Source organism: Glycomyces tarimensis, from assembly GCF_054776215.1.
Genome location: NZ_BAAHCB010000005.1, coordinates 183680 through 210664 on the forward strand (window position 1 = coordinate 183680; position 26985 = coordinate 210664).

General features: G+C 69.9%; 23 protein-coding genes, 1 tRNA gene and 1 pseudogene. 14 read left to right on the plus strand and 11 right to left on the minus strand.

The features are described from left to right. Positions 1-57: 57 nt before the first annotated feature. Positions 58-246, plus strand: coding sequence for a hypothetical protein (locus ACYVK3_RS06430; protein WP_460496459.1), 189 nt, complete (start codon positions 58-60; stop codon positions 244-246). Between the two features lie 28 nt (positions 247-274). On the opposite strand, the gene ACYVK3_RS06435 is transcribed toward ACYVK3_RS06430, so the two are convergent. Genes ACYVK3_RS06435 through ACYVK3_RS06445 form a run of 3 tightly spaced genes read right to left on the minus strand, consistent with a single transcriptional unit; the run spans position 275 to position 4032 of the window. Further along, positions 275-1201, minus strand: a complete 927-nt coding sequence (locus ACYVK3_RS06435) for a sugar ABC transporter permease (protein ID WP_460496460.1) — start codon at positions 1199-1201, stop codon at positions 275-277. Continuing rightward, the gene (locus ACYVK3_RS06440) at positions 1198-2745 is read right to left on the minus strand and encodes an ABC transporter permease subunit (protein WP_460496461.1); all 1548 of its coding nucleotides are present in this window, start codon (positions 2743-2745) and stop codon (positions 1198-1200) included. Before ACYVK3_RS06440 ends, ACYVK3_RS06435 begins: the two co-directional genes overlap by 4 nt. Positions 2746-2781: 36 nt before the next feature. After that, complete coding sequence (locus ACYVK3_RS06445; protein WP_460496462.1) at positions 2782-4032, minus strand: sugar ABC transporter substrate-binding protein; 1251 nt, start codon at positions 4030-4032, stop codon at positions 2782-2784. 156 nt (positions 4033-4188) lie between these two features. On the opposite strand from ACYVK3_RS06445, the gene ACYVK3_RS06450 reads away from it, so the two are divergent. Further along, positions 4189-5184 carry a LacI family DNA-binding transcriptional regulator gene (locus ACYVK3_RS06450; RefSeq protein WP_460496463.1) on the plus strand — a complete coding sequence of 332 codons (996 nt, stop codon included), beginning with the start codon at positions 4189-4191 and terminating at the stop codon, positions 5182-5184. Between the two features lie 14 nt (positions 5185-5198). Beyond that, on the plus strand, positions 5199-6752 hold the full coding sequence (locus ACYVK3_RS06455) for a glycoside hydrolase family 13 protein (RefSeq protein ID WP_460496464.1): 1554 nt from the start codon (positions 5199-5201) through the stop codon (positions 6750-6752). A 596-nt stretch (positions 6753-7348) separates the two neighbouring features. On the opposite strand, the gene fbaA is transcribed toward ACYVK3_RS06455, so the two are convergent. Further along, a complete protein-coding gene (gene fbaA, locus ACYVK3_RS06460) occupies positions 7349-8371 on the minus strand; it encodes a class II fructose-bisphosphate aldolase (protein WP_460496465.1) in 1023 nt (340 codons plus the stop codon). Positions 8372-8703: 332 nt separating this feature from the next. On the opposite strand from fbaA, the gene ACYVK3_RS06465 reads away from it, so the two are divergent. Continuing rightward, positions 8704-8916 carry a hypothetical protein gene (locus ACYVK3_RS06465; protein ID WP_460496466.1) on the plus strand — a complete coding sequence of 71 codons (213 nt, stop codon included), beginning with the start codon at positions 8704-8706 and terminating at the stop codon, positions 8914-8916. A gap of 21 nt (positions 8917-8937) precedes the next feature. Here the strand turns inward: ACYVK3_RS06465 and ACYVK3_RS06470 are convergent, their stop codons facing one another. After that, entirely contained in the window at positions 8938-11019 is a 2082-nt protein-coding gene (locus ACYVK3_RS06470) for a S9 family peptidase (protein ID WP_460496467.1), read from the minus strand. A gap of 140 nt (positions 11020-11159) precedes the next feature. On the opposite strand from ACYVK3_RS06470, the gene ACYVK3_RS06475 reads away from it, so the two are divergent. Further along, positions 11160-11975, plus strand: coding sequence for an ATP-binding cassette domain-containing protein (locus tag ACYVK3_RS06475; RefSeq protein ID WP_460496468.1), 816 nt, complete (start codon positions 11160-11162; stop codon positions 11973-11975). Next, entirely contained in the window at positions 11972-13828 is a 1857-nt protein-coding gene (locus ACYVK3_RS06480; RefSeq protein WP_460496469.1) for a YhgE/Pip family protein, read from the plus strand. The genes ACYVK3_RS06475 and ACYVK3_RS06480 overlap by 4 nt, the downstream gene beginning before the upstream one ends. A gap of 3 nt (positions 13829-13831) precedes the next feature. Here the strand turns inward: ACYVK3_RS06480 and ACYVK3_RS06485 are convergent, their stop codons facing one another. Beyond that, complete coding sequence (locus ACYVK3_RS06485; protein ID WP_460496470.1) at positions 13832-14587, minus strand: TetR/AcrR family transcriptional regulator C-terminal domain-containing protein; 756 nt, start codon at positions 14585-14587, stop codon at positions 13832-13834. Between the two features lie 86 nt (positions 14588-14673). Here ACYVK3_RS06485 and ACYVK3_RS06490 point away from each other — a divergent pair, with 86 nt between their 5' ends. The 4 genes and pseudogenes from ACYVK3_RS06490 (at position 14674) to ACYVK3_RS06505 (ending at position 16802) form a co-directional block, all read left to right on the plus strand. After that, the gene (locus ACYVK3_RS06490) at positions 14674-15072 is read left to right on the plus strand and encodes a VOC family protein (protein WP_460496471.1); all 399 of its coding nucleotides are present in this window, start codon (positions 14674-14676) and stop codon (positions 15070-15072) included. 175 nt (positions 15073-15247) lie between these two features. After that, on the plus strand, positions 15248-15844 hold the full coding sequence (locus tag ACYVK3_RS06495) for a hypothetical protein (RefSeq protein ID WP_460496472.1): 597 nt from the start codon (positions 15248-15250) through the stop codon (positions 15842-15844). After that, positions 15841-16206 (plus strand): annotated as a pseudogene (locus ACYVK3_RS06500) (phage holin family protein); the annotation flags it as partial. The gene ACYVK3_RS06495 and the pseudogene ACYVK3_RS06500, both read left to right, overlap by 4 nt. Before the next feature lie 53 nt (positions 16207-16259). After that, positions 16260-16802, plus strand: a complete 543-nt coding sequence (locus tag ACYVK3_RS06505) for a DUF3618 domain-containing protein (RefSeq protein WP_460496473.1) — start codon at positions 16260-16262, stop codon at positions 16800-16802. A gap of 88 nt (positions 16803-16890) precedes the next feature. Here ACYVK3_RS06505 and ACYVK3_RS06510 read toward each other — a convergent pair whose 3' ends face one another. After that, positions 16891-18138 carry a glycoside hydrolase family 27 protein gene (locus ACYVK3_RS06510; RefSeq protein WP_460496474.1) on the minus strand — a complete coding sequence of 416 codons (1248 nt, stop codon included), beginning with the start codon at positions 18136-18138 and terminating at the stop codon, positions 16891-16893. 162 nt (positions 18139-18300) lie between these two features. Between ACYVK3_RS06510 and ACYVK3_RS06515 the strand changes: the two genes are divergently transcribed. After that, positions 18301-18377, plus strand: a tRNA-Phe gene (locus ACYVK3_RS06515). Positions 18378-19042: 665 nt separating this feature from the next. Here the strand turns inward: ACYVK3_RS06515 and ACYVK3_RS06520 are convergent. Continuing rightward, positions 19043-19270, minus strand: a complete 228-nt coding sequence (locus ACYVK3_RS06520) for a hypothetical protein (protein ID WP_460496475.1) — start codon at positions 19268-19270, stop codon at positions 19043-19045. A gap of 461 nt (positions 19271-19731) precedes the next feature. Beyond that, a complete protein-coding gene (locus tag ACYVK3_RS06525) occupies positions 19732-20592 on the minus strand; it encodes an aldo/keto reductase (protein ID WP_460496476.1) in 861 nt (286 codons plus the stop codon). A 45-nt stretch (positions 20593-20637) separates the two neighbouring features. On the opposite strand from ACYVK3_RS06525, the gene ACYVK3_RS06530 reads away from it, so the two are divergent. From ACYVK3_RS06530 to ACYVK3_RS06540, 3 genes are all read left to right on the plus strand, one after another. Then, the gene (locus ACYVK3_RS06530; RefSeq protein WP_460496477.1) at positions 20638-21090 is read left to right on the plus strand and encodes a MerR family transcriptional regulator; all 453 of its coding nucleotides are present in this window, start codon (positions 20638-20640) and stop codon (positions 21088-21090) included. Between the two features lie 312 nt (positions 21091-21402). Continuing rightward, complete coding sequence (locus tag ACYVK3_RS06535; RefSeq protein WP_460496478.1) at positions 21403-23373, plus strand: hypothetical protein; 1971 nt, start codon at positions 21403-21405, stop codon at positions 23371-23373. Positions 23374-23894: 521 nt separating this feature from the next. Next, the gene (locus ACYVK3_RS06540; RefSeq protein WP_460496479.1) at positions 23895-24248 is read left to right on the plus strand and encodes a DUF1622 domain-containing protein; all 354 of its coding nucleotides are present in this window, start codon (positions 23895-23897) and stop codon (positions 24246-24248) included. Between the two features lie 311 nt (positions 24249-24559). Here the strand turns inward: ACYVK3_RS06540 and ACYVK3_RS06545 are convergent, their stop codons facing one another. Both ACYVK3_RS06545 and ACYVK3_RS06550 read right to left on the minus strand, forming a co-directional pair. After that, the gene (locus ACYVK3_RS06545) at positions 24560-25573 is read right to left on the minus strand and encodes a hemolysin family protein (protein WP_460496480.1); all 1014 of its coding nucleotides are present in this window, start codon (positions 25571-25573) and stop codon (positions 24560-24562) included. Beyond that, positions 25573-26928, minus strand: coding sequence for a hemolysin family protein (locus tag ACYVK3_RS06550; RefSeq protein WP_460496481.1), 1356 nt, complete (start codon positions 26926-26928; stop codon positions 25573-25575). Before ACYVK3_RS06550 ends, ACYVK3_RS06545 begins: the two co-directional genes overlap by 1 nt. Between the last annotated feature and the right edge of the window lie 57 nt (positions 26929-26985).

The window sequence follows — 26985 nt, forward strand, 5'->3', positions numbered from 1 at the left end:
CCCCGACGCCGTTTTCGGGTTGCCATCGGTTCACCCCTCTGGCGTAGAGTCGTCGCCATGGCAGTCTCCGATGACGACCGCGCCGTCGAACTGGGCGACGACGACTACGCGGTGCTCCCCGACCAGACCTCCGACGAGTCCGAGCTGGGCTGGGGCGAGGCCCCCGCCCCGAGCCCGACGAGGGCGAAACGCAAGCTGACGCCGCGCGACATCCAACTGCTCGACGAGCGCCCCCCGCACTGGTGAGGCCCGCGGCCCGCGCGAGCGGGTCCGGCTATCCCTTCACCGCGCCGCCGGTGAGCCCTGAGACGATGTAGCGCTGCAGGCTCATGAAGACCGTCACCGTCACCACCGAGGTCAGCAGCGTCCCGGCGGCGAAGACCCCGAAGTAGCTGGCCGGCGCGTTCGTGGCCACCAGCGTCTTCAGGCCGACCGCGAGGGTCATCTCCTCCCGGTCGGTCAGGAACAGGCTGGCGAGGATGAAGTCGTTGATGGTGCCGACGAACGCCAGGATGCCGGAGATGGCGATGATGGGCGCGGCGAGCGGCAGGATCATCCCGAAGAAGATCTGGGCGTGGGAGGCCCCGTCGACCGTGGCGGCCTCGTCGAGCTCCTTGGGGATGGTGTCGAAGAAGCCCTTCATCAGCCACGTCGAGACCCCGAGCGCGCCGCCCATGTAGACGAGCATCAGGCCGAGCTTCGTGTTCAGCCCGGCCACCGGGTAGTACTCGCCGATGCCGCCGAAGATCAGGTACAGGGCGACCACGGCCAGGAACGCCGGGAACATCTGGATGAGCAGCAGGAACAGCAGGAGCGGCCGGCGGCCGCTGAATCTGAAGCGGCTGAACGCGTACGCGGCCAGCGACGAGATGAACACCGAGATGAACGCCGCGGGGAGCGCGATGATGAGCGAGTTGGCGAACCAGTGGCCGAACGGGATGTTGTCCTCGGTGAACAGCCGCTCGAAGTTGTCGAGGCTGAACGAGTTCGGCAGCAGACTGGTCGCCGAGAGCGTCCCGTGGGCGTTGAACGCCGCCGAGACGACATAGACGATCGGGACCAGGGCGAACACGAGGACGCCGATGGCGACCAGGTGCCGCCAGCCGGTGGCGCCGGCCCATGTGGCGAAGGACGGTGTGCGCCCGCGCGGCCGCAGCGGGTCCCGGGCCTTCGGCGGGGCAGGGGTTTCGGTGCGGGTCATGAGTACACGTCCTCCTGCTTGCGGGTGGTGCGGAACATGACCGCGGAGATGGTCGCGACGATGAGGAAGATGAACACGCTGACCGCGCTGGCGAAGCCGTAGTCGGCGTTCGAGGAGCCGAAGGCCTGCCGGAACGCGTAGGTGATCAGCAGGTCGGTGCCGCCGACGCTCTCGCCGGCTTGGAAGGGGTTGCCGCCGGTGAGCAACTCGATCGCGTTGAAGTTGTTGAAGTTGAACGCGAAGCTGGAGATCAGCAGGGGCGTGAGCGCCACCAGCAGCAGCGGGAGCGTGATCTTGCGGAAGGCGGTGACGCCGGTCGCGCCGTCGATCCGGGCGGCCTCCAGGGAGTCGGCCGGGAGCGCCTGGAGTGCGCCGAGGGAGATGAGGAACATGTACGGGAAGCCCAGCCAGGTGTTGGTCACCAGGGCCATGGTGCGGGCCGCCCAGGTCTCCCCGAACCAGTTGACGTCGAGGTTCAGCATCTCGTTGACCAGCCCGAAGTCGCGGTTGAACATCTGGGACCAGACCAGGATCATCGCGAACGACGGCATCGCGTAGGGCAGGATCATGACCGCGCGGTACAGCTTGGTGCCGCGCATGCCCGGCTGGTTGAGGGCCATGGCCGTCCCCAGGCCGACCGCGAAGGTGAGCAGGACGCTGCCGGCGGCGAAGGCGAGGTTCCACACGAAGACGCCGAAGAACGGGCCCCGGATGTCGGGGTCGGTCAGCACCCGCGTGTAGTTGTCGAAGCCGATGTTGACGCGCCAGCCGACCAGGCCGGCGTCGCCGTCCTCGGTGACGAAGGTCCCGGTCTCGTCGTCGGCGTGCCAGACGGTGCCGGTGGCGGTGTCGGTGATGCAGTCGCAGTCCTCGTCGTAGCTGCGGGTCGAGACGCCCTCGAAGGCCGACAGGCCCTGGACCTTGATGCCGGTGTCCTCCCCGGTGGGCACGGCCAGCTCGCCGAGTTCGTCCTGGCGTTCGCCCAGCTCGCCCAGGTCCCAGACGGTGTAGCCCTCGGCGGCGGTGATGCGGCCGGAGTCGTCGGTCTCGGCGCCGGGGAGCTCGGTGAGGCCCTCTTCGGTGCCGGCCCAGGTGGAGCCGTCGGCGGTGTCGGTGAGCAGGAGGGTGAGCTCGCCGGAGGCGGATTCGCCGGCGGCGAGGAGGTAGGTCGTCCCGCCGGGCGTCGGCTGGACGCCGGCGGCGCCGATCGCGTCGATGGCCTGCTCCTTGCCCACGCGGTGTCCGTCGCCGTAGTTGGTGAAGGAGGTGCCGGCGGTCATGATGACCGGGATGATCTGGAAGGCGATCAGCAGCAGGGCGCCGGGCACGAGGTACTTGACCGGGATGGTCCGGCGCTGCAGGTAGGTGTAGAAGACGATGGCGACGACTGCCGCCTCGACGGCCAGGCCCCACCAGGCCTCGGCGCGGACGAGGGGGAACGCCGCCCAGACGGCCAGGGCCGCCACGACCGAGAGCAGGGCGATCTTCACGATCAGGCCCGCGGCGGTGGTGGATCCGGCCGTCCGGGAAGGTCGGTCGAGCACTATGCCAGCTTCCTTCGCTTGTCGAGGGCGGTCGGGTCAGGCGCTCGCAATGGCGTCGCGGATGCCCTCGGCGGCGGTCTCGGCGGCCTCGGCGCCGGGCGTGGTGCCGTCGATGGCGTCGGCCTCGGCACGGCCGAAGGGGGTCCAGACGGCGTTCATCGCCGGGATGTTCGGCATCGGCGTGGCGTGCTCGCCCGCGGCGGCGAAGCCCTGGACGTCGGCGTTGCCGTCCGAGTAGGCCTCGGCGGCGGCGGTGAGCGCGGGCAGGCGGCCGCCGGCCTCGGCGAGCTTGAGCTGGAGGTCTTCGGTGAGGACGTAGTTGGTGACGAACTCCTGGGCGAAGATCGCGTTGGAGGCGGCGGAGGAGACGTAGAAGCCCTGGACGCCCAGGAAGGGCGCGGCCGGGTCCTGGCCTTCGAAGCCGGGGATGGCGGTGACCTCGTACTCCATGCCGGCGGTCTGGACGTCGGTGAGCGCCCAGGGACCGGAGATGAGGAACGGGGCGCGGCCTTCGGTGAAGAAGGGGATCGCGTTGGAGCCGTCGATGGAGGTCGACAGGATGCCGGCCTCGCCGAGCTCGGCGAACTTCTCGAACGCGGCGATGCCGCCTTCGGAGTCGACGCCGACGTCGCTCGGGTCGGGGCCGCCGGAGCCGTCGTCGCCGAACAGGTAGCCGCCCATGGAGGTGAAGATGGGGAACGCGTGGTACGGGTCGCCGTCCACGCCGACGGGGATGAGCAGGGCGTGCTCGGTGCCGGCGTCGCGGCCCATCTGGATGAGCTCCTCGAACGTGGTCGGGGCCTCGGGCGCCAGCGCGGTGTTGCGCAGCAGCGCGATGTTCTCGAGGGCGTAGGGCACGCCCCAGATCTGGCCTTCGACGGTCATGGCGGCGACGGAGGCCTCGCTGAGGGCGGACCGCTGCCCGTCACCGAGGGTGATGGGGCTGATGACGCCGTCGGCGACCATGCGGCCGGTGCCGTCGTGGGCGGCGACGATGATGTCGGGTCCCTGGCCCTGCTCGGCGGCGGCGGTGAAGTCCTCGCGCAGCTGCTCGACGTGCTCTTCGACGGTGACCTTGACGCCGACCCGGGTCTCGAAGTCGGCCACGAACTCCTTGAGCACGGGGGTGCGGGTCTCGTCGGCCCAGATGACCAGTTCGCCGGAGAACTCCTGTTCGCCGGAGCCGTTGCCGTTCCCGTCGCCGGATTCGTCGTCCGATCCGCACGCGGCGGCCGCGCCGAGCGCGACGGCCGAGACCGCCGCGGTACCGATGGTCCTTCTGCGCATGATTCTTCCCTCTCATCATTGAGCGGCCCCGGGGCGAGGCCGTGACGCGGGTCATGGGCTGGCGCCCTGACTCTCGAAGGTTAGCAAGATGTTTCATATGCGGGAAAGACTTGCAACCAAAATGTTGCCAACTTTCAGATACGCTACGCTGTCATCATGCGGCTTCGACTCTCCGACATCGCCCGGCAGGCCGGCGTCAGTGAGGCAACGGTGTCTCGGGTGCTCAATGACAAACCCGGTGTCGGGGCTGGGACCCGGCAATCCGTCCTCACCGCGCTCGACGTCCTGGGCTACGAACGGCCCCAGACCCTTCGTAAACACGCCATCGGCCTCATCGGCCTGGTCGTGCCCGAGCTGGAGAACCCCATCTTCCCGCTGTACGCGCAGACGATCTCCAACGTCCTCGCCGGCTCGGGCTACACGCCCGTGCTGTGCACCCAGACCCCCGGCGGGGTCTCCGAGGACGAATTCGTGGAGATGCTGCGCGAACGGAGCGTCGCGGGCATCATCTTCGTCTCCGGCCTGCACGCCGACACCGCCGCCAGCACCGACCGCTACCAGGAGTTGAAGGACAAGCGGCTCCCGGTCGCGTTCATCACCGGGCACCCCGAGGGCGTCGAAGCGGCCTCCTTCTCCTGCGACGACACCGCCGCCGCCCGCATCGCCGTCGACCACCTCGCCGGGCTCGGCCACAGCCGCATCGGCCTGGTCTCCGGCCCCGACCGCTACTGGCCCGTCCAGCGCAAGATCCGCGGCTACCGCGCGGCCATGCACGGCCTCGGGCCCGAGCTGATCGAGCTGACCCTGTTCGGCGAGCAGGGCGGGCACGCCGCCGCCTCCCGGCTCATCGACCGCGGCGCCACCGCCGTCGTGTGCGGCTCCGACATGATGGCGCTCGGCGCCATCCGCGCCGCCGAAGAACGCGGCATGCACGTCCCCGGCGACTTCTCCGTGGTCGGCTACGACGACTCCCCGCTCATCGCCCACACCAACCCCCCGCTCACGACCGTGCGGCAGCCGGTGCGCGACATCGCCACCGCCGCCGCCCGGGCCCTGCTCGACGAGATCGCCGGGCAGCCCACGCCGTCGTCGGAATACCTGTTCCGGCCCGAACTCGTCGTACGCGGCTCCACCGGTGCGGCAGCCCAGTAAGAGAGGACACACTCATGAGTGACAACTGGTGGCGCGAGGCGGTCATCTACCAGGTGTACCCGCGCTCCTTCGCCGACGCGAACGGCGACGGGATGGGCGACCTGGCGGGCGTCCGCTCCAAGATCCCCTATCTCGCCGAGCTCGGCGTCGACGCGATCTGGCTGTCGCCGTTCTACGCCTCGCCGCAGAAGGACGCGGGCTACGACGTGTCGGACTACCGCGCGATCGACCCGCGCTTCGGCACCCTCGACGACTTCGACGCGATGCTCGAGGCCGCCCACGGCGCCGGCATCCGCCTCATCGTCGACCTCGTCCCCAACCACTCCTCCTCGGAGCACGAGTGGTTCACCGCCGCGCTAGCCGCCGGCCCGGGCAGCGCCGAGCGCGCCCGCTACCACTTCCGCGACGTCGACCCGGCGGCGCCGGAGGTGCCGCCGAACAACTGGCAGTCGATCTTCGGCGGCCCGGCCTGGACTCTGGCGCCCGACGGCAAGCAGTGGTACCTGCACCTGTTCGACTCCTCGCAGCCGGACCTGAACTGGGACAACCCCGAGGTCCACGCCGAGTTCGAGTCGGTGCTGCGGTTCTGGCTCGACCGGGGCGTCGACGGCTTCCGCATCGACGTCGCGCACGGCATGGTCAAGGCCGAGGGGCTGCCGGACACCGGCGGGGACGGCTCGATCGAGATGATCGGGACGACCCAGGCGCCGTTCTTCGACCAGGACGGCGTCCACGAGATCTACCGCGAGTGGCGCCCGATCATCGAGGAGTACGACGGCGACCGCATCTTCGTCGCCGAGGCCTGGACGGACTCGGCCGAGCGCCGGGCGCTGTACCTGCGACCCGACGAGCTGCACCAGGCGTTCAACTTCGACCTGGTGCTGGCGCCATTCAACGCCGCGGACTTCCGCGAGGCCATCGACGCCGAGATCGCCAACAACGCCGGCGTCGGCGCGCCGTGCACGTGGGTGCTGTCGAACCACGACGTGCAGCGGCACGTCACCCGCTACGGCGACGGCGACATCGGCCTGGCCCGGGCGAAGGCCGCCACGCAGCTGCTGTTCGCGCTGCCGGGCGTGGTGTACGTCTACCAGGGCGAGGAGCTCGGTCTCAACGAGGTGCTCGACCTGGACGACGAGGTCCGCGAGGACCCGACGTTCTTCCGCACCGGCGGCGAGCAGATCGGCCGCGACGGGTGCCGCGTGCCGATCCCGTGGAAGCGCGAAGGCCCGAGCCTCGGCTTCGGCGACGCCGAAGGCTGGCTGCCGCAGCCGGAGGGCTGGGCCGAGAAGTCGGTCGAGGCCCAGGAGGGCGCCCCGGGCTCGACGCTCGAGTTCTACCGCGAGGCCATCGCGCTGCGCAAGGCGCACCGGCCGAGCGTGCTGGCGTGGCTGGACGACCCGGGCGAGAACGCCTTCGCGTTCGACAACGGCGCAGTGGTGTGCGTCGTGAACTTCGGCGACGAGCCGGTTCCCGTGGCCGGCTACGAGGGCGAGGTGCTCCTGGCGAGCAGCCCGCTCAACAACGGCACCCTCCCGGCCGGCTCGGCGGTCTGGTTCCGGAAATAACGGCCTGAGCGCGGGGCCGGGCGAACGCTCCGGCCCCGTTTCGCCGCCTCGTCGCGGGAGCGATTCGGGAGGCCACTTGCGGGCGATCGCCTCCTGGAGGGCCCTCCAGTCCGACTCCCGCCGCATCTGCAGGGGAACCCGGACCTCATCCCATGTGCCGTCGTGGCGGACCACGTACAACCTGCCGAGCTCGATCGCGAGCCGGTCGCCGGGATGGATCGGCACCGTGGTCCCCCAGGGGTGGATGCGGCTGACTATGCGGTGCGGCTCGACCTTGATGACGGCGGCGTTCCGGAACACGACGGCCAGCGTCCCCCCGATCACGCCCCAGGCGATCACGTAGAGGCTCAGGCGGTCGGGGTCGACAAGCTGGGTGATCACTCCGGTCGCTATGAGCCCCAGCATCGAGAACATCACCGTCACCGGATACCGCCGGACGACCCTCACGGTATGCATCATGCAACAGAGATAGCACATCGCCGACGCGCCGCGGCCCCCGGCTTCGGCCGGTGCGGCCCGAGTCGGTCCCTGCGATCGCGCACCGGACGGCGAGGGGCCCGGACGGCGCGCGTCCGGGCCCGTGCGACGCTCGAGGTTTACTTGATCTTGTTGCCGGCGCTGCGCAGCTGGCGGCAGGCCTCGACGATGCGCTCGGCCATGCCGGCCTCGGCGAGCTTGCCGTAGGCGCGCGGGTCGTAGGCCTTCTTGTTGCCGACCTCGCCCTCGACCTTGAGCACGCCGTCGTAGTTGCGGAACATGTGGTCCACGATCGGGCGGGTGAACGCGTACTGCGTGTCGGTGTCGATGTTCATCTTCACGACGCCGTAGTCCACCGCGTCGCCGATCTCCTGCTCGGTCGAGCCGGACCCGCCGTGGAAGACCAGGTCGAACGGCTTTTCCTTGCCGAGCTCCTTGCCGATCTCGTCCTGGATCTCCTTGAGGATCTCCGGGCGCAGGCGCACGTTGCCCGGCTTGTACACGCCGTGGACGTTGCCGAAGGTCAGCGCGGCCATGTAGCGGCCCTTGTCACCGGAGCCGAGGGCCTCGACGGTGGCGCGGGCATCGGCGACGGTGGTGTACAGCTTGTCGTCGATCGCGGCGGACACGCCGTCCTCCTCGCCGCCGACGACGCCGATCTCGACCTCGAGGACGATGTTCGCCTTCGCGGTGCGCTCCAGCAGCTCCTGGGCGATCTCGAGGTTCTCCTGCAGCGGCACCGCCGAGCCGTCCCACATGTGGGACTGGAACAGCGGGTTCTCGCCGCGCGCGACACGCTCCTCGCTGACGGCCAGCAGCGGGCGGACGAACTTGTCGAGGTTGTCCTTCGGGCAGTGGTCGGTGTGCAGGGCGATGTTCACCGGGTAGTTCTTGGCGATCTCGTGCGCGGCGGCGGCGAGCGCGACGGCGCCGGAGACCATGTTCTTCACGGTCGGGCCCGAGAGGTACTGGGCGCCGCCGGTGGAGACCTGCACGATCCCGTCCGACTCGGCCTCGGCGAAAGCGGCGAGGGCGGCGTTGAGCGTCTGGGTCGAGGTGACGTTGATGGCCGGGTAGGCGAAGGAGTCCCTCTTCGCCCGGTCGAGCATCTCGTTGTAAACCTCGGGTGTTGCGATAGGCATGCTGCCTGCTCCTTAGATACGTCGTTGATTACTCCCCGACCGGGGGTCGTGACTCAGACGCCGCTGTCTGATGACTCCATCGAAGTGTTGCGTCACGATGAAGTATCGCCCACGCGCATGTGAACGCAGCAACTAGGCTACCGGGTTTTCGAAGCGCGCCGCGCCTTCGGGCCGCAGGTGAATACGGGGAACGCCTGCTCGCGGCACCCCGACCCGTCCGCATCCGGTACGCGCCGGGCCGCAAGCCGGGCGTCTCCGTCCCTTCAGGGCGGAGCGGAGGCCAAGCGGTGGTTCACTCGCCATGCGGCGTCCGGGCCTCTACGGTAGTAGGCATGGGTTATCAGCAGGAGAGGACCGACGACTTCGACGAGGCGTCGGAGTTCGACCTCGTGGATTCGACCGAGGACGACGACGTTGCGGCGGACCCGGAGGCGTACACCCCGGGCGAGGGAGCCGGCGCGGTCCCCGACGAGGCGGACCCCGCCGACGCCGCCGAACAGGCGCTGGAGGTGCCCGTGGAGGACGACGAGCCCCACGCGGAGTGACCCCCGCGCGGGGCGGCGGCGTCACTCGTCGGCGTTCCCGAGACGGTCGAGGACCCAGGCCAGGTTGAACGCCTCTTCCTCCCAGGCGTCGTAGCGGCCCGAGCGGCCGCCGTGCCCGGCCTCCATCTCGGTCTTGAGCAGCACGTCCGACTCCGGGCTCTCGTGCCGCAGCCGCGCCACCCACTTCGCGGGCTCGTGGAAGCCCACGCGGGTGTCGTTCAGGCTCGTCACCGCCAGGATCGACGGGTAGCGCACCGACGTGACGTTCTCGTAGGGCGAGTACGACTTCATGTACTCGTACACCTCGCTCGAGGCGAGCGGGTTGCCCCACTCCTCCCACTCGATGACCGTCAGCGGCATCGTCGGGTCGAGGATCGTGTTGAGCGCGTCCACGAACGGGACGTCCGCGAGAATCCCCGCGAAGCGCTCCGGCGCGAGGTTCGCGACCGCGCCCATGAGCAGGCCGCCGGCCGAGCCGCCGCGCGCGACGATCCGGTCCGGCGCCGCCCAGCCGGAGTCGACCATGTGCCCGGCGGCGTCGACGAAGTCGGTGAACGTGTGCTTCTTGTGCAGGAGCTTGCCCTGCTCATACCACTGCCGGCCCATCTCGCCGCCACCGCGGACGTGCGCGATCGCGAAGACCACGCCCCGGTCGAGCAGGCTCAGGCGCGCGATCGAGAAGTACGGGTCGATGGAGTGCTCGTAGGAGCCGTAGCCGTACAGCAGGCACGGCGCGGTGCCGTCGGCCCGCACGTCGGCGCGGGCGACGATCGAGATCGGCACCTTCGTGCCGTCGGCCGCGGTGGCCCACTCCCGGTACTGCCGGTAGTCGGCCGGGTCGAAGCCGCCGAGCACCGGGGTGCGCTTGCGCAGGTGCAGCTCGCCCGCGTCGATGTCGTAGTCGTACACCGACGCCGGGGTCACCATCGAGGTGTAGCCCAAGCGCAGCAGCCGGGAGCCGTAGTCCGGGTTCTCGCCGAGGCCGACCGCGTACAGCGGCTCGTCGAAGGCGATCTCGGTGAGTGCGCCCTCGCCGTCCAAGATCGCGATCTGCGAGAGCCCGGCGCGGCGCATCGAGACCACGGCGTGGCCCGCGAACGCGTCGACCGATTCGAGCCGGACGGCCGGGTCGTGGGGGAGGATCTCGTTGAACCGCGTCGTGTCGTCGACCGGCGTCCAGCCGAGCGTGAAGTTCTCGGCGCCCTTGTTGTGGAGCACCAGGAACCGGTCGCCCTGGTGGTCGACCTGGACTTCGACGCCGTGCTCGCGGCCGGCGCCGAAGACGGTGAACTCGCCGAGCGGGTCGGCGGCGTCCAGATAGCGGATCTCGGTGGTGATCTTCGAGCCCGACTCGATCATGAGGTACCGCTCGGAGCGCGTCAGGCCGATCCCGGTCCAGAACCGCTCGTCGTCCTCTTGATAGACCAGGACGTCCTCGCTCTGCCCGAGCACGTGCCGCCACACCTGGTAGGGCCGCCAGGCGTCGTCGACCTTCGTGTAGAAGAACGCCGAGGCGTCGGCCGACCAGGCGCCGCCGTAGAAGACGTCCTCGATCTCATCGGCGAAGACCTCGCCGGTGCGCAGGTCCTTGAACCGCAGCGTGAACCGCTCGTCGCCGGAGTAGTTGACGCCGAAGGCCAGCAGCTTCCCGTCGGGGGAGACGTCGCTGACGCCGAGCGCGAAGAAGTCGTGGCCCTCGGCGAGCTCGTTGCCGTCGAGCAGGACCGCTTCGCCGTCCACCGGCACGCCCGGCTGGACGCTCGGCGGGACGTCGCTCTCGGCGGCGAGGCGGCACTGGATGCCGTACTGCTTGCCCTCCTCGGTGCGCCCGTAGTACCACCAGCCCTTGTTGCGGACCGGCACCGACAGGTCGGTCTCCTGGGTGCGGTCCTTGATCTCGCCGAAGATCGTCTTGCGCAGCCCCTCCAGGTGGGCGGTCCGCGCCTCGGTGTGGGCGTTCTCGGCGCGCAGGTAGTCGAGGACCTCGGCGTCTTCGGGATCCTTGAGCCACGCGTAGGCGTCGTTGACGGTGTCGCCGTGGTGGGTTCGCGGGTGGTCGCGGCGCGCCGCCACCGGCGGCCGGACAGCTTGCTCTTCTGACATGACACCAACTGTAAGGCCTTCGCGGTGCGCCACCGGCCGGCGCGCGCACCGCCCGCATCGCCTCCGAGCGGTACTCCGGCGGTTCGAAAAACCGTGAAATCGGTCCATGTGCGGCGCACCGGCCTGTGAGGATGGTCTGCATGAGCGACAAGCCCGACGAAAGGGACCCGCCGGTCTACGTCCCCGGCGACCGGGACCCCGCGCCCGAACCGCCGGAGGGCGAGACGCTGTCATATCCGTGGCCCGAGTACATGCCGCCGCACGAACCCTCGCCCGACAGCACTCTCGTCTTCGAACGCCCCGAGAGCAGCGGCCCGCCCTTCCTCACCGCCGAGGCGATCTCGGCGGCCGGACGCCAGGGCCCGGTGTTCACCGGCGTCTCCGTCACCGCACACCTCGGCCAGCTCGTCGCCGTCTCCGGCGACGGCGGCGACGGCCGCACCTCGCTCCTGCTCGCGCTCACCGGCCGCTTCGCGCTGGCGTCGGGGACCCTCACCGTCGACGGCGACACCCGCCCCGGCGAGATCCGCCGCCGCTTCGCCGTCGCCCAGGCCGCTCCCGCGATCGCCTTCGACGAGTACCACACCGTCGCCGACTGCATCAAAGAGACGGTCGCCGTCTCGGGGAAGGCCGCCACCCGTCACAACGTCCACGCCTGGCTCGACCGCCTCGCCGTCGACGTCGACACCGGCGACACCTACGGCTTTCTCCCGCGCATCGAGCAGACCCGCTTCGCGATCGCCTGCGCCGCCGCCACGCGCACGCCCGCGATCGTCGTCGACGACGCCGACGACCGCCTCAACGACGCCGGCGGCGAACGCGTCTTCGAGGCCCTCCGCACCGTCGCCGACGCCGGCCAGCTCGTCATCGCCGCCTGCGCCAGGCACGACCCGCCCGCCGCCGACACCGTCGTCGACATCCGCGGCGGCCATGACCCGAACGGAGTCCAGCTGTGAGCCCGTTCAGACTCGCACTCACCGAACTGCGCCGCTTCCGCGGTCATCCGCTGCGCGTCACCGCTCTGGCGGCCGCGGTCCTCCTGCCGCTGGTCGTCGGCGGCCTGTACCTGTGGTTCGCCTGGGACCCGTACGGATCGCTCGACGAGATGCCCGTCGCGGTCGTCAACGAGGACGCCGGCGCGACCGTCGAGCGCGACGGGCGGGCCACCGACGTCGACGGCGGCGCTCAGCTGGTCGAGCAGCTCGAGCGGAACCGGGTCTTCGACTGGCGCTTCACCGACGCCGACGACGCCGCCCGAGGGCTCGGCGACGGCGACTACCACATGGTCGTCACCATCCCCGAGGACTTCTCGGCGAAGCTCGCCGGTCTCGCCGGCACCGAACCCGCCCAGGCGACGGTCGAACTCGAGCTCGACGACGCCAACGGCCACGTCGCCGGCGTCATGGCCGCCACCGCCGAACGCGAACTCCAGAACCAGATCAACACCGCCGTCCACGTCGCCTTCGCCAAGACGCTCTTCGGCGACCTCACCGAGCTCGGCGACGGCCTGCGCGAGGCCCAGAGCGGAGCCGACGACCTCGCCGACGGCATCGGCGACGCCGAGTCCGGAGCCGACGGCCTCCACTCGGGACTGTCCGACCTCGCCGCCGGGGCGAGCGACGTCGCCGACGGCGCCGACCGGGTCTCCAGCGATGTCGACCGGGTCGTCGGCGTCGCCCAGCCGGTCGTCGACGGCCTCGCCGGCGACTGGGACCAGGTCCAGGCCGGCTCCGCCGCCGCATCCAACATCGTCAACGACGCCGCCACCGGCCTCGACGACGCCTACAGCGCCCTGTGCGGGAACGGCGCCGGCGACGCCGACGCCTGCGCGGCCCTCAGGGAGCACCTCGACCGGGCCGACGAGCGCAACACCGACGTCCAAAACGCCAACGCCGCCGTCCAGGCCACCTCCACCGGCTCCCTGGAGGACGCCTCGGAGGAGCTGGCGACGCTCCAGTCGGGCGCGGCCGACGTCGCCGAGGGCGCCGAGCAGGTCGCCACCGGCGCCGCCGACGCCGAATCGAACGCCGGCGAACTCGTCGACGGGCTCGCCGATCTCGCCGGCGGCGCCGACACGCTCGCCTCACAGCTCGCGCACGCGGTCGCGCAGATCCCGCCGGCGGAACCGACCGGAGACCCCGGCGACGCCGAGGTCTACGGCAACCCGGTCTCGATCGACGAGGAGGTCCGCAACGCGGCCGGCACCTACGGCCGGGGCCTGGCGCCGATCGTCATCGCGACCGCACTGTGGGTCTTCGGCCTCGTCGCCTACCTGCTGCTGCGTCCGGCGAACCCCCGAGCCCTCGCCGGGCCGCTGCGCTCGCCGCTCATCGCGATCGGCGGCTGGATGCCCGGGGCGCTCCTGGGCTCGGCCGGCGCGCTGGTGCTGTACGTGGCCGTCGACGTCGGCCTGGGACTGAACCCGCGGAACGTCATGGCGACCATCGGTCTGTGCGTGCTGACGGTCGCGGTGTTCTCGGCGATGGCGCACCTGTTCAGGCTCGCCGCGGGGGCCGCCGGAAGCCTGCTCCTCCTCGTCCTGCTCATGCTCCAGTTGACGAGCGCGGGCGGTCTGTACCCGGTGGAGACGACGCCGGCGTTCTTCCAGGCCCTGCATCCGTGGCTGCCGATGACGTACGTCGTCGACGCGCTGCGGGTGACCGTCAGCGGCGGCGAGGCCTCGCATCTGGTGCGCGCGGTCGTCGTCCTCGGCGCCTACCTGGTGGCGACGTTGGCGGCATCGAGCGCCGTGGTGGCGTTGCGCCGCGGGTGGAACGCCGACCGGCTGCACCCGCCGCTGCGGCTGTGAGTCTCAGCGTCCGATGAGGGAGGCGAGCCCGTCGAGGGCCCGCTCGAGCCCGAAGTCGAAGGCGTGCTCGGGATCGTAGGCCGCGTCGTAGGCTTCCCCGGCGGCCCGGCCGACGCGCACGGCGGTCGGGAACCGCTCGGTGTCGAGGACCTTGGCGAGCAGGGGCGCGTTGGCCTCCCACCACTCCTGTTCGTTCATTCCGCTGGCCAGGCGTTCGGAGTCGGACTGGGCGGCGTCGGCGGCGGCGGTGCGGACGAAGCCGAGCACGAAGGCGAGCGCGTCGTCCATGCGGACGTCGCTCAGGCCGGTGTCCTCGAGGGCCCGCAGTTCGTACTCGTATTTGGCGCATTGGCCGGGGCCGAGCGGCGGGCGGCTCGGGGAGGCGGCCGCGGCCCAGGGATGGGCGCGGTACATCTCGTAGTTGTCGCGGGCGACGGCGGCGAGGCGTTCGCGCCAGGTGGGGCCGGCCGGTTCCATGCGGTCGATGGCGGCGAAGAGGGCATCGAGCATGAGGACGATGAGTTCGGCCTTGCCGGGCACATAGGTGTAGAGCGTCATGGGGGCGACGCCGAGAGACTGGGCGACGCGGCGCATGGTGACCGCCTCGAGCCCTTCGGCGTCGGCGACGGCGATCGCGGCGTCGACGACCGCGTCGACGGTGAGCCCCTTGCGGGGCCCGCGCCGGGGCGCGGCGGGGGCCTGCCTCCAGAGCAGGTCGAGGAGGCTCGGTTCGGCGGCGTCGGCTATCGCGGAAGTCACGGGGCGATCCTAACCGAAGCAGTTGTACGCCGTACACCGTACTACGTATAATGTACTGTGTACGATAAAAATCGAAGGAGCTCCGCATGCAGATCACCTCCTCAGCCGTCTCGCTCAACGTCCCCGACCCGGCCGCATCCGCCGAATTCCTGGGGCGCCACTACGGCTTCACCCAGGACATGGCCGCCGACGGCTTCGTCTCCCTCTCGCGCCCCGACGCGGGCTGCAACGTCATCTACCTGCGCACGGGGCTGCCCACGTTCAAGCCCGCGAGCGTCGCCGGCCGCGCCGACGGCCTGCTCCTCGTCTTCGTCGTCGACGACATCGACACCGAATACGAACGCCTCCGAGCCGAAGGTGTGGCGATCACCACGCCGATCGAGACCGAGGAATGGGGCGAGCGCTACTTCCAGGTCACCGATCCGAACGGCGTCGTCATCCAGCTCGTCCAGTGGGTCGACACCCCCGAAAGCGCAGGTCGATAGCCCAGAACCGACGATCGGGCGCCTCTTGCTGGCCCGCCGGAGGCGCCCGAGCGGCTTTACATGGCACAGGCGAATGTGAATGGACCTTCGCCTTCCGGGTATGCCAGCTCCGGTCCCGCACCATGCATCGACGAAATCGTCGCTATGACGGGAAGGGAAGGCGAGCATGAGATCCGTGGACACACGCGACAACGCGGACACCTCCGAGAGCGCGACCGATACGGCGCGACGGGAGGGCTCCGAGGTGGCCCACACGGCCGCCGACGAGGCCAAGGGTGTCGCCGGCGCCGCACGCGAACAGGGACGGCAGCTGGCCGGCCAGGCAAAGGCCGAGGCCCGGCACGTCGCCGAGGACGCGCGATCGCAACTGCGCGAGCAGGCCTCCGAACAGGCCTCGAAGGCCGGCGACTCGCTGCGTCGGCTCGGCGAGCAGGTCGCGGCGCTGGCCGAGGGCCGCCCGCAGGAAGCCGGACCGCTGGCCGACTACGCGCACTCGGCGGCAGAGGAGATCCAGAGCGCGGCCGGCAAGATGCAGCAGCGCGGCTTCGAAGGCCTGGTGGAGGACACCAAGCGCTTCGCGCGCAAGCGCCCCGCCGCGTTCCTGGGCGTGGCCGCCATCGCGGGCTTCGCGGCCGGCCGGCTCCTGCGCGGCGGCACCGAAGCGCGCCAGCAGCAGGACCGCACCGAGCAGGTCGGCGGCACGGATCCGCGCACCGAGCTGGGCCCGCCCGGCGAGGACGTGCCGACCGGATCGGAAGGGACCTTGCGATGACCGACCAGACACAGCGGCCCGCCGCGGGCCAGGCCACCGCGACCGGCGGAGACGACCCGCGTGACGAGCAGTCGATCGGTCAGCTGGTGAGCGAGGCCGCCCGCGACGTCAGCGACCTGCTGCGCAAGGAGGTCGAACTGGCCAAGGCGGAGTTGCGCGAGGAGGCGACGAAGGCGTCGAAGGCCGGTGCCAAGCTCGGTGCGGCGTCCGTCATCGGCTACCTCGCACTGCTCCTGGCGTCGTTCGCGATCGCGTGGGGGCTCGCCGAGGTGATGCCCGCCGGGTGGGCGTTCCTCATCGTCGCCGTGGTCTACGCCATCGTAGCGACCGTCTTGTTCATCAATGGCCGCAAGCAGTTCCGCAAGATTTCGCCGATGCCCCGGCAGACCGTGGAGACGTTGAAGGAGGATGCGACATGGGCGCGCGAGCAGACGAGATTAGGCACGAGATCGAACGCACGAGGGAGGACCTCGGCGAGACCCTCGACGAGGTCGGCGACCGGGTGCGGCCCGGCAGCATCGCCAAGCGCGGCAAGGAGCGCGTGCAGCGACGGGTCAACAGCGCCAGGGAGAAGGTGATGGGCTCGGTCGACGTCGACTCGGAGCAGATGGGCGAGCAGATCAAGGGCAACCCGCTCGCCGCGGGACTCATCGCGTTCGGGGCGGGGGCGCTCGTCGCGTCGCTGCTGCCCGGCGACCGGACCTCCCGCGAGGCCGCGCAGCAGCTCTCCGAGCGGGGCCGGCCCGTCGCCGAACGAGCCAAGGCCGAGGCCAAGGAGGCCGGGCAGTCGATCGGGGAGAACGTCGGCGACAGCGCCAAGGAATCGGCGCGGCACCTGCAGGAGGAGGCTCGGGACCGGGCCGATGACGTCAAGCAGGAGGCGCAGAGCTCGGGCGAGCGCGTGAAGAGCGAATCGCAGCGCGCCTCCGAGAACGTCAGGAACGACGCGCGAGGCTAGACCCGGCGCCGCGATCGTTCGGGACGCGAGGGCCTTCCTTCGACGCGAGCCGCCGAACGGCTCGCCGGAGGACGGCCCTCGGTCGCGTTCAGGCCAGGCGGTAGAGGGCCGAACCGTGGGCGGGCAGCTTGACGCGGAGCTCGGGACCGGACTCGACGTCGGCGTGCGCCCAGCAGTCCCAGAGCGAGCGCGGGCGCTCGACTCCCAAGTGCTCCCACGGCAGCGTGAGTTCGGCCGGCTCGGCGCCGCGGTTGAACACCGCCACGTGCGAGCCGTCCTCCGACGCCCACGCCACATGCTTGCCGTCGCGCCACACCTCCCTGGCGGGGGACTCGCTGCGCTGCGCGGCGAGGACCTCGTCGTTGGTGAGCAGCTCGATCGTCTCGGGGCTCGAGTTCGGCAGGTCGGCGCCGACCATGAGCGGGGAGCGGGCCACGCACCACAGCGTCACCATCGTGCGCTGCTCGTCGGGCGTCAGAAGCGACTCGCGCGGCTCGCCGACTTCGGCACGGAGGCCCATGCGCCCCAGAGGCAGCATGTCGGCGTCGGCCCAGTGGCCCGGCCCGGAGTGCGCGGCCCAGTCGCGCAGCAGGTCGAACTGGGCGTCGATGTCGCGCCAGCGGTCCCACAGGTCCGCCGAGATGCGCCACAGGTGCGAGTGCGCCTTGAGGTGCTCGGCGTGCGACACCGACAGGTTCATGCCCGGCGACAGGCTCAGGACGATGTCGCGGTCGACCTTCTGCACGGCTTTCCAGAACGCCTCGACCTCGTCCTCGTGGTAGGGGGCGATCATGTCGTCGGCCTTGATGTAGTCGACGCCCCAGTCGGCGAAGCGGCGGACGAGCGAGTCGTAGTAGGCCTGGCCGCCCGGGTGCGCATGGTCGATGCCCCAGTTGTCGTCGATCCAGGAGGAGACGCGCTCGCGGTCGGGGATCTGCGAGGCCGAGTACTCGGAGCCCTTGATCGGCGTGTCCGCGGCGACGGCCTGGCGGGGGACGCCGCGCAGGATGTGGAGGCCGAACTTCAGGCCCAGCGAGTGGACGAAGTCGGCCAGAGGCTTGAAGCCCGCGCCGTTCGCGGCAGAAGGGAAGCGGTTCGGAGCCGGCTGGGGCAGGCCGTACTCGTCGAGGCAGAGCTTGGCGCCGGAGTTGTAGCCCCCGGGGCGGGCCGCGGGCTCGTACCACTGGATGTCGACGACGACGTACTCCCAGCCGTGCTCGGCCATGCGCTCGGCGAGGAACTCGGCGTTGGCGCGCGTCTCGGCCTCGGTGACCGAGGTGCCGAACACGTCCCAAGAGTTCCAGCCCATCGGGGGCGTGGCAGCGAGTCGGGTCACGGAATCCTCCTCGGAGATGGCTTGCCCTGTACGGTACCCGGGGTATGGGACAGCCGTCACCGCCGGTTGGGAACCGCTATCACGGTGCAGATCACTCCCACCCCAATACCGTGTCGCACCAGGACGCACCGGTGCTGTAAAGTGTTCAGAGCATTCACGCATGGCCAGGTAGCTCAGTTGGTACGAGCGTCCGCCTGAAAAGCGGAAGGTCGCCGGTTCGACCCCGGCCCTGGCCACCAGATCGGAGCCCTGCTGACCTGCATCAACGCAGAACCAGTGGGGTTCTTTTTTCATCCAGGACGAGACCCGTCCGCTATACGTCCGTTGTCGACCCACTTGAGTGTCGCGCGGAGGACCAGGCCGGTTCGGAACCCGTATCGTGCCGCACCGAACATCCTTCGTGATGCCGGGGGCATCCAGCTCAAGCACCGAACTCGTCACAACGTGAAGCCGTGGGCGGTGGCTCCTCCCCTGACCAGCGCCCCGCCCGCCCTCGCCTCCGTGCGAGTCCTACGCCCGCTGGGAGGACTACGCGATCGAATTCGATCTTGTGGACGATGGCTTCCTCCATATCGGGGCCGCATGTGAACGCGATTTCGGCTGAGGCCGCGAGTGACCCGAACCGGAGCTCGCCGAACCACGCTCGGTCTTTGAAAAGGCAAGTCTGAAGTCGGCCCTCCCCTCGGAGAGTGTGTGGAAGAAGTCGGCGACGCCGCCGAAGCACGCCTCGGCGAAGTCGGCATAGCAGATGAAGCACGCACTGGTGAAGTTATGGTTCTATCAGGCGATCAGTGCCGGCCCCGCCGAGCCGGACGTCGGTTTCGGCGGTGAAGGGCCGGCGCATCGACTCCCATCGGTCGGTGTGGTGCTCTATCGTGCCGTTCGGGCGAAGGGCCGGAACGGCTCACGGAGATTCACCGTTCGCTCTCACATGCGCTCCCTGCTCCGAGACCCACTTGAGAGTTCTGCGGGTCGGTTCGTCGTTGCAGGCGCCCTCCAGGTAGACGCTGCGCATTTCGACGCCGCTTTCGATGGTTTTCTTGGTCAGTGGCCTGGCGGCAGCGATGGCCTCTTCAGTCTGGCCACCGTCCGGATTGAGCGACCACACCTCGGAGGTGCAGCGTTCAGCCAATTCTGCGAGGCGGGAACGCACCGCCTCGGGCGACCTGACCTTTTCGCGGTCTGGACAGTGCCCCGACCGGTTCCGGATATCGCCAGGCCAGGCAGGCAACGGCGACTCTGGGGCCGGACGGCTCTGCGGTGCGGTCGTGGAACTCCCGGACCACCGTGGCAGGCCCGAGCAGGCTCGCATCGGATTCGGCGTACACGGTGCATCCCTGCTCGATTTTCCCTTGCAGTCCACAGCGTTCCAAAGATCTCGAGCAACCGGTGAGCAATGGCGGGTACGGCCCATCCGGCGGCGCACGCTGCCATCGTTCAACACGACCTCACTGACGAACCAACCAGCGAGCCGGATCTCCTCACCATCGAGCCTCGCCCCTTCGTTACCACATGGATGACCTTGCCGGTAGCCGCATGCATCATCTGCGTGGCCTGCCCGGGCGCTCCCAAGGCGAATGTGCGCCCGCGAGGCTACTGACGCCCGATCTGCGCAAGTTCCGCTTCAGTGAGGGCAAGATTGAGCGCGTCCAGGTTCTTTTTGAGGTGGGCGACCGAGGTGGTCCCGGGAATGGGGACCACATTGGGTCCTCGGTGCAGGAGCCAGGCCAGCGCGATCTGTTGGACCGTGGCGTCGTGGTCCTTCGCGACCTCGGCCAGCCCGGGGAAGGCTCCGGTGTCGAACGACAGTGGGAAGAAGGGCACGAATGCTATCCCGAGCTCCTCGGTCTTGTCGAGGACGTCCTGGTGTCCGCGTTCGGCAAGGTTGTAGAGATTTTGGACGGCCGCGATCGGCGCTACTTCGACGGCCTCGGCCAGTTGCTCGACATTGGCCTCGGAGAGTCCGATGTGGCGGATCTTGCCTGCGGCGACGCTCTCGGCGAGCGCTCCGACCTGGTCGGCGATCGGGAAGGCGTCGTCAATGCGGTGAAGGTAGACCAGTTCGAGGGTCTCCCGCTGGAGTCGGCGCCGGCTCAGTTCGATCTGCTGGCGGAGATAGTCCGGATGCCCCAGCGGCACCCAACCGCCCGGGCCGGGGCGGACTACGCCGACCTTCGTCGCGACCGCGACGTCATCCGGCGCTTCTGACAGCGCCTCCGCCAGCAGTCGTTCTCCTTCACCGAGCCCGTAGGCGTCGGCGGTGTCGAAGAGGTTGACTCCCAGGTCCACCGCGGTGCGGATCAGTCGGACGAGCGTCTGCCGATCGGTAGGGGGTTCCCAGACCGGCGCGGTGCCGCTGTGGCGAACGCCGGGAGTGTCGGTGAAACGCATGGTGCCGAGTCCGATCCGGCGTACGGAAAGGGCGCCGCCGATGAGATGGTTCGTCGCTGTCATGGGTTCTATGCTGGATGCTGACATGCATGAGAGGGGCAAGTGTCTATGAGCAGCACCACATTCCGTGTGGGAGATGTCGCGGTGGTGACTGGTGTGAGCCCCCGGCTGCTCCGGTATTACGAGGAGCAGGGTCTGCTGTCTCCCGAGCGGTCGGCGACGGGCCAGCGTCTCTACATCGAAGCCGACTTCGAGCGGGTGGCGCGTATCAGGCGGCTGCTCAGCGCAGGTCTCTCGACCGCTGTGATCGCCCAGATCCTGGCCTGCGTCTGCGGCGGCACCGGCGACGTCGAGCCCTGCCTGGACCCGCTGCTGATGGAGGAGTTGGATCGCATCGACTCGCAGCTGGCGCAGCTGACTGAACACCGCCGACGCCTCACCACGCTCGTCGGAGGCGACGAAGCGGTCGAGGACGAACCGGTGGACCGCGACCCGGCTCTGCTGCTCAAGGTCCGACGTTCGGAATCCCGCTCAGCCGTTCACTCGCACCAGAAGTCATAAGCGGCAGTCGCATGGCGGGCGCCGCTGGAGCAGTGCCAAGCCCCTCGCTACTGATCTGCGCCTCCTTTTCAGCCTCCCTTCAGCGCTTCATCGATGCGCCGCCGTGCTGGCTTCGTCCTGTCCGAGCATTCACGTGGCGTAGATCCGGAGAAGGACGGCCACGCTGTGCCCGTCCCACTCGGCGCCTGGGCAGCGGGGACCCCGGCGCTGAGCCACGTAGAGACCCGGTATGCAACCATTCCGATATCGCGCCGCGCCTGGAGTGCGGAAGGATCGTCCGATCCGTCCGGATTCGAGCCAGAAGGAGCCATGATGCAGCGACGAAGAGCCGTGGGCGCGATCGCGGTGGCGGTGGCGTTCGGCAGCACTATCGTCACCAGTGGAGTGACCGCCAACGCGCAGAGCGACGAGGACCGACCGGGCGCACTCGACGCGTCGCGGGAGCAGGCGGACACCGTCGTCCTCCCGACCGGCGACCGGGTGTGGGAGCTGCCGGACGGCACCTTCGGGCTCGAGCCCGGTGAGGGCCGCGACGACGTCGGCTTCCTCACCGTCCCGGCGGCGAACGGCGGCGACACCCTCATCCTCCCCCGCGACCGAGTCGACGAGCTGCGTTCGGGAGCCGAAGACGCTCGCCGCTACAACGTCTCCCGGCTCATCGCCGACGACCACGCCCATGCCGCCGACCTCAGCGCCTCCGAGCTGGAGCGCTACGCCGGCCTCCCGCCGACGTCCGGCCACACCGATGCCGCCGCACCGACGCTCAGCGTCACGATCCGGGACCGCTCCGGCGCCGTCCCGGAGGGCAACTGGGTCAACTGGTACGACGCCGACGACCACGGCAACAGGGGCACCATGGAATTCGGCGCGGACGGCTCCGCCACCGTCGCCCTCGAGCCGGGCGAGTACACCCTCACGCACGTGGTCTGGAACGACCCCACCGCCACCGACCGCGGCGAGACCGCCTACGGGCTCAGCCACGTCGTCATCGAGGACGAGAACGTCGACCTCCTGCTCGACAGTGGCCAGGCCCGACCGATCTCCGTCGAGGTCGAACGGTCCGACGCTGAACTGGTCAGCTACGGCGCGGCCGTCATGGCCAGCGCCCCCGACGGCTCGGGCATCGGCGCCGGTGACTTCAACGGGCCAGGCATCGACCTCTTCCTCATGCCCGAACCGGACATGCCCGGGTACGACTTCGGCTTCCAGTACCAGCCGACGCTCGCCGGTCCTGAAGGCTCGGCCGAGCCCTACCAGTACAACCTCGCCTTCGCCCAGACCGGCGGCTACCCCGACGACACCGCTTTCAGGGTCACCGACGACGAACTCGCGGCGGTCACGACCCGATACACCGGCTTCGGCGCAGCCGTCGACGGCTACACCTGCGACAACGGCGACCTCGCCGCCGAACGGATCGGCATGGGCCTGTGCCAGATGATCGCCACGCCCTTCCCCTCCGAGCGCCTGAACCTCTACACCGCCGATCCCGAGATCAGCTGGTACAGCCTCATCGAAGGCGGGCGGTACGACCCGGAAGGGCGCCGACTGCTCGACGGCTTCCACGAATTCGACGAGCACTTCTTCGAACCCGGAGCGAGTGAGCGGACCTTCCCGCACGGCCCCGTGACGGCCGGGCCGACCGAGGCCGTGCTGTCCAACACCGACGGGTTCGCCCGCTTCGACACCTTCGTCTCCTTGGGGACCGGCGCCAACGACGAACGCGTGGACCTGATCGGATACACCGGGGATGCGGTCCTGGTCCTCGACGACGAGAAGGTCGGCCGGTTCGACGACTTCGACCCGTACGGCGGCTTCGGCTTCGAGCTCGCGGAACCGGCCGCCGGCCGCTACACGCTGGCCGTCGAGGGGACCCGCGAGCCCACGACAGGGCCGTTCGCCACCGAATCGGCCATCGAGTGGGCGTTCGACCTCGACCCCGCCTCGCTCGAACCCGGCCAGTACCGCTCGCTGAGCCTCCCGGCCGTACGTCTCACCGCCGACGGCGTCGACGGCGGCTGGGCTGAGGACTGCGAACAGGAGGTGCGGCTCACGCTGGTCGACCACGCCGGTGAAGCGGTGCGGGCGCAGGCGATCACCTTCGAGGTCTCCTATGACGACGGGCGGAGCTGGAGTTCGGTCGACATCGAGCGCGACGGAAGCGGCGCCACCGCCGTCCTCGAACATCCCGAGGCCGCCGAGTACGTCTCGACCCGCATGACCGCGACCGACGACGCGGGCACGGAGGTCGTCCACACCACGATCCGCTCCTACGGCCTGCGCTGACCGGGGGCCGCCTTGCTCAGAGGCCGGGGCCGACACGTTCGGTCCCGGCCGCACGGCCATGGGACGCCGCCTCGGGAGCGTCTTCCATCCCGCTGCTGTACCGATTTGCGCCTCGAGAGCAGGTGGGTCACGACGAGCACGCCCGCGCCGGCGTCGCGCCAGGCGTAGACCTGCGCCCACAGGTCCAGACAGGAGTCCTGATCGAAGCCCTGGTAGGGCTCGTCGAGAAGGATGAGGTCGGGGCGGCTTGGTGACGCCGGCGAGGCGCAGCACCACCGGTCCGCGGGCTCTGTCGAGCGGGGCAGCCTGGGGTCGGGCGGCCCTGGCGAGGCTGGCCGCGTAGACCGCGGCGTGCCCGAAGAGTGCGCTCGGGTGCATGCCGGCGGCGCCGTCGCCACGGGTGCGTGTCGGCTCGTTCGCGCCCTCGCCGATGGGCCGAATCGCGGAGAGCGAGCTCGGCCGGGTGTGAGCGGACTCCGGCGGGGAAACCCGCGCACATCCATACCGACGGGGAGGGTGGCGTGGACTTCGAGGCTGTAGTGGAGACGACGGGCATGGCGATCGAGGGCGCGGGTGTGGCGGTCATCGTGGTCGGAATGCTGGCCTTGTCCGTCCGTTTCGCTCGCGACGTGGCGGGGCGAGGCGACCTCCAGGCGGGTTATCGACGTTATCGGCGAGGCCTCGGCAGGGCGATTCTGTTGGGTCTGGAGTTTCTAGTGGCTGGGGACATCATTCGCACCGTCGCGGTTTCCCCGACTTTCACCAGCGTGGGCGTACTCGCGATCATCGTCGCGATACGCACCTTCTTGAGTTTCTCGCTCGAAGCCGAGCTCGAAGGACGATGGCCCTGGCAGCGACCGCGCGCTGACGCGTGATCCAGGATGGATCAGTACTCGCACCGTCTTGGGGAACCGCTGCTCTCGGCGGCTACGTCGCTCAGTCCCGGCGATGTGGAGGGGGCTGCCCTTCGGTGCCCGGCCGGTTACCGGAGTGTTCGAGACGGCTTCGATGCCGGGTCCGTCGGCGGGGTGCTGATGGGCGCGGTCCACGCGCTTCCCAAGACGGTTGCTCGGCGGTCTGTTGGCGCGCCAGCGCCGAGGCTGGCTGCGCCTGGGTTGCGACGGGCTCGTGGTCGCCGCGGTCTATCGCAGAGCGGCTCCTGGTGACGTGAGGCCGGCCTGGCCGGTCACAGCTTGGTCCGCTCGCCGGTGAGGCGGGTGACGACGTCGCCGAGCATGGCCGCGCCCAGCACCCGGCCGCTCTCGCCGGTGACCAGCGCGACGTGGGTGGTGTCGGCTTGCATGGCGGCCAGCGCCCGGTCGAGCGGCGTGGTGTGGGCGATGCTGACCAGCGGCCGGATCTCGTGGCTGGGGAGCAGCCGGTCGCCGGGGTGGTCGAGCAGGTCTTTGATGTGGACGTAGCCGACGATCTCGCCCGCTTCGGTGACGGGGAAACGCGAATGCCCGGTCTCCACACACTGTCGCTGCAGTTCCCCGATGGTCGCGTCGGTCGCGGCGGTGACGAGGTCGGGTCCCGGCACCATGATCGATTCGACGGTGTCCTCACCGATCGACAAGGCCCCGCTGATGAGAGCGTGAGCCTCGGCGTCGAGCAGTCCCTCTTGTTTGGACTCGGCGATGAATCCGGCGACCTCGTCGGCGGTGAACGCGGAGGCGACCTCGTCCTTCGGTTCGACGTCCAGCAGCCGCAGCGTGTGGTTGGCGATCCAGTTGATGATCACCAGCAGCGGCCTCAGCACCGCGACGATGATGTACAGGGGCGGGCCGAGGATCAGCGCCGCGCGCTCGGGTGAGGCGATCGCGATGTTCTTGGGCACCATCTCGCCGACGGTCATGTGGAAGGACAGCACGATCGTCAGCGCGATGGCCAGCGCGATCGGATGCAGCAGGCCGCCGGGGACGCCGAGGGCGCCGAGGGGTCCTTCGATGGCGTGGGCGATCGCGGGCTCGGCGACCGCGCCGAGACCCAGTGAGCACATGGTGATGCCGAGCTGGGCGCCGGCCATCATCAGCGACACCCGCTCCAGGGCGCGGAGGGTGATGCGGGCGGCTCGCCCGCCGGCGGCGGCGCGCGGCTCGATCTGGGTGCGCCGGGCCGCGATGAGGGCGAATTCGGCACCGACGAAGAAGGCGTTGCCGAGCAGGAGCGCGACGCCGATGGCCAGTCCGGTCCAGTCCATTACCGCCGGTTCCCTTCAGCGGTCGCCGCGTCGTCGGATGCGGGTGCGGCGGTGAGCCGGACACGCGCGACGCGGTGCCCGTCGATCGCGGTGACGGCCAGCCTGGCTCGCACCGGGGTGGGCAGGCCATCCTCGTCGAGACGGCCGGTGTCGGTCGCGTCGAGGTCGATCGCGTCGCCGACTTGGGCGAAGCGGCCGAGTTCCTCGGTGATCATGCCGCCGATGGTGTCGGTGTGTTCGGCCTCGGGGAGGCCGATGCCGGTGACGTCGCCGATCTCGTCGGGGCGGATCAGGCCTGGCAGCGACCAGGAACCGTCGCTGAGGCGGCGTGGACGGCCCGCGGGCCGGTCCTGCTCGTCGTCGATCTCGCCGAGCACCTCTTCGGCGAGGTCTTCGAGGGTGACGATGCCGTCGGTGCCGCCGTACTCATCGACCACGACGGCCAGTTGGAGGCCGCCGCGCAGCTCGGGGAGCACGTCGTCGAGTGTCATCGTCGCCGGCACCGCGCTGATCGCGGTCATGACCGCTGTGGCCCGCACCGCGCCGCGGCGGTCTTCGGGGACGCCGAGGGCGGCCTTGAAGTGGACGGCGCCGACGATCTGGTCGACCGACGCGCCTTGGACGGGGAATCGGGCGTGGCCGGTGCGCGCGGTCAATGCGAGGATCTCGGCGGCGGTGGCGTCGGCGTCGACGAAACGAACGCGGGGCCTGGGGGTCATCACGTCGGCGGCGGTGAGCTGGTCGAACTCGGCGGCTTGGGTCAGCCGCATCGCCGCCCCTTGGTCGAGCAGGCCTTCGGCCGCCGAACGGGTCGCGAGCGCGGCCAGCTCGGGTGCCGAGCGGGCCGAGGCCAGTTCCTCGCGCGGTTCGATGCCGAGGGCGCGGACCATGGCGTTGGAGGCGCCGTTGAGCACGACGATGAGCGGGCGGGTCGCGGTGGTGAAGACCCGCTGCGCCCCGGCTACGGCTCGGGAGATGCGAACCGGTTCGGAGATGGCCCAGTTCTTGGGGATGAGTTCGCCGAAGACCATCTGCGCCACGGTGGCGATGATGAACGCCGCGGTCAGGGCGATGCCGAGGCTGCTCGCCTCGGGGAGCCCGGCGGCCTCGATCGGGACGGCCAAGAGTGTCGCGATCGAGGGTTCGGCGATGAAGCCGACGACCAGGCTGGTGATGGTGATGCCCAGCTGCGCGCCGGACAGTTGTGTCGAGAGCGAGCCCAGGGCCTTGCGGACCGAGGCGGCGCGCCGGTCGCCGGTTTCGGCGGCGCGGGCGATGGTGGGGCGGTCGACGGTGACGAGCGCGAACTCGGCGGCGACGAACAGGGCGTTCAATGAGATGAGGACTATGGTCAACGCGACCAGCAGCCAAGCCGCTATCACCGCAGGGTCCCTCCCGGGAATGGTGACAGC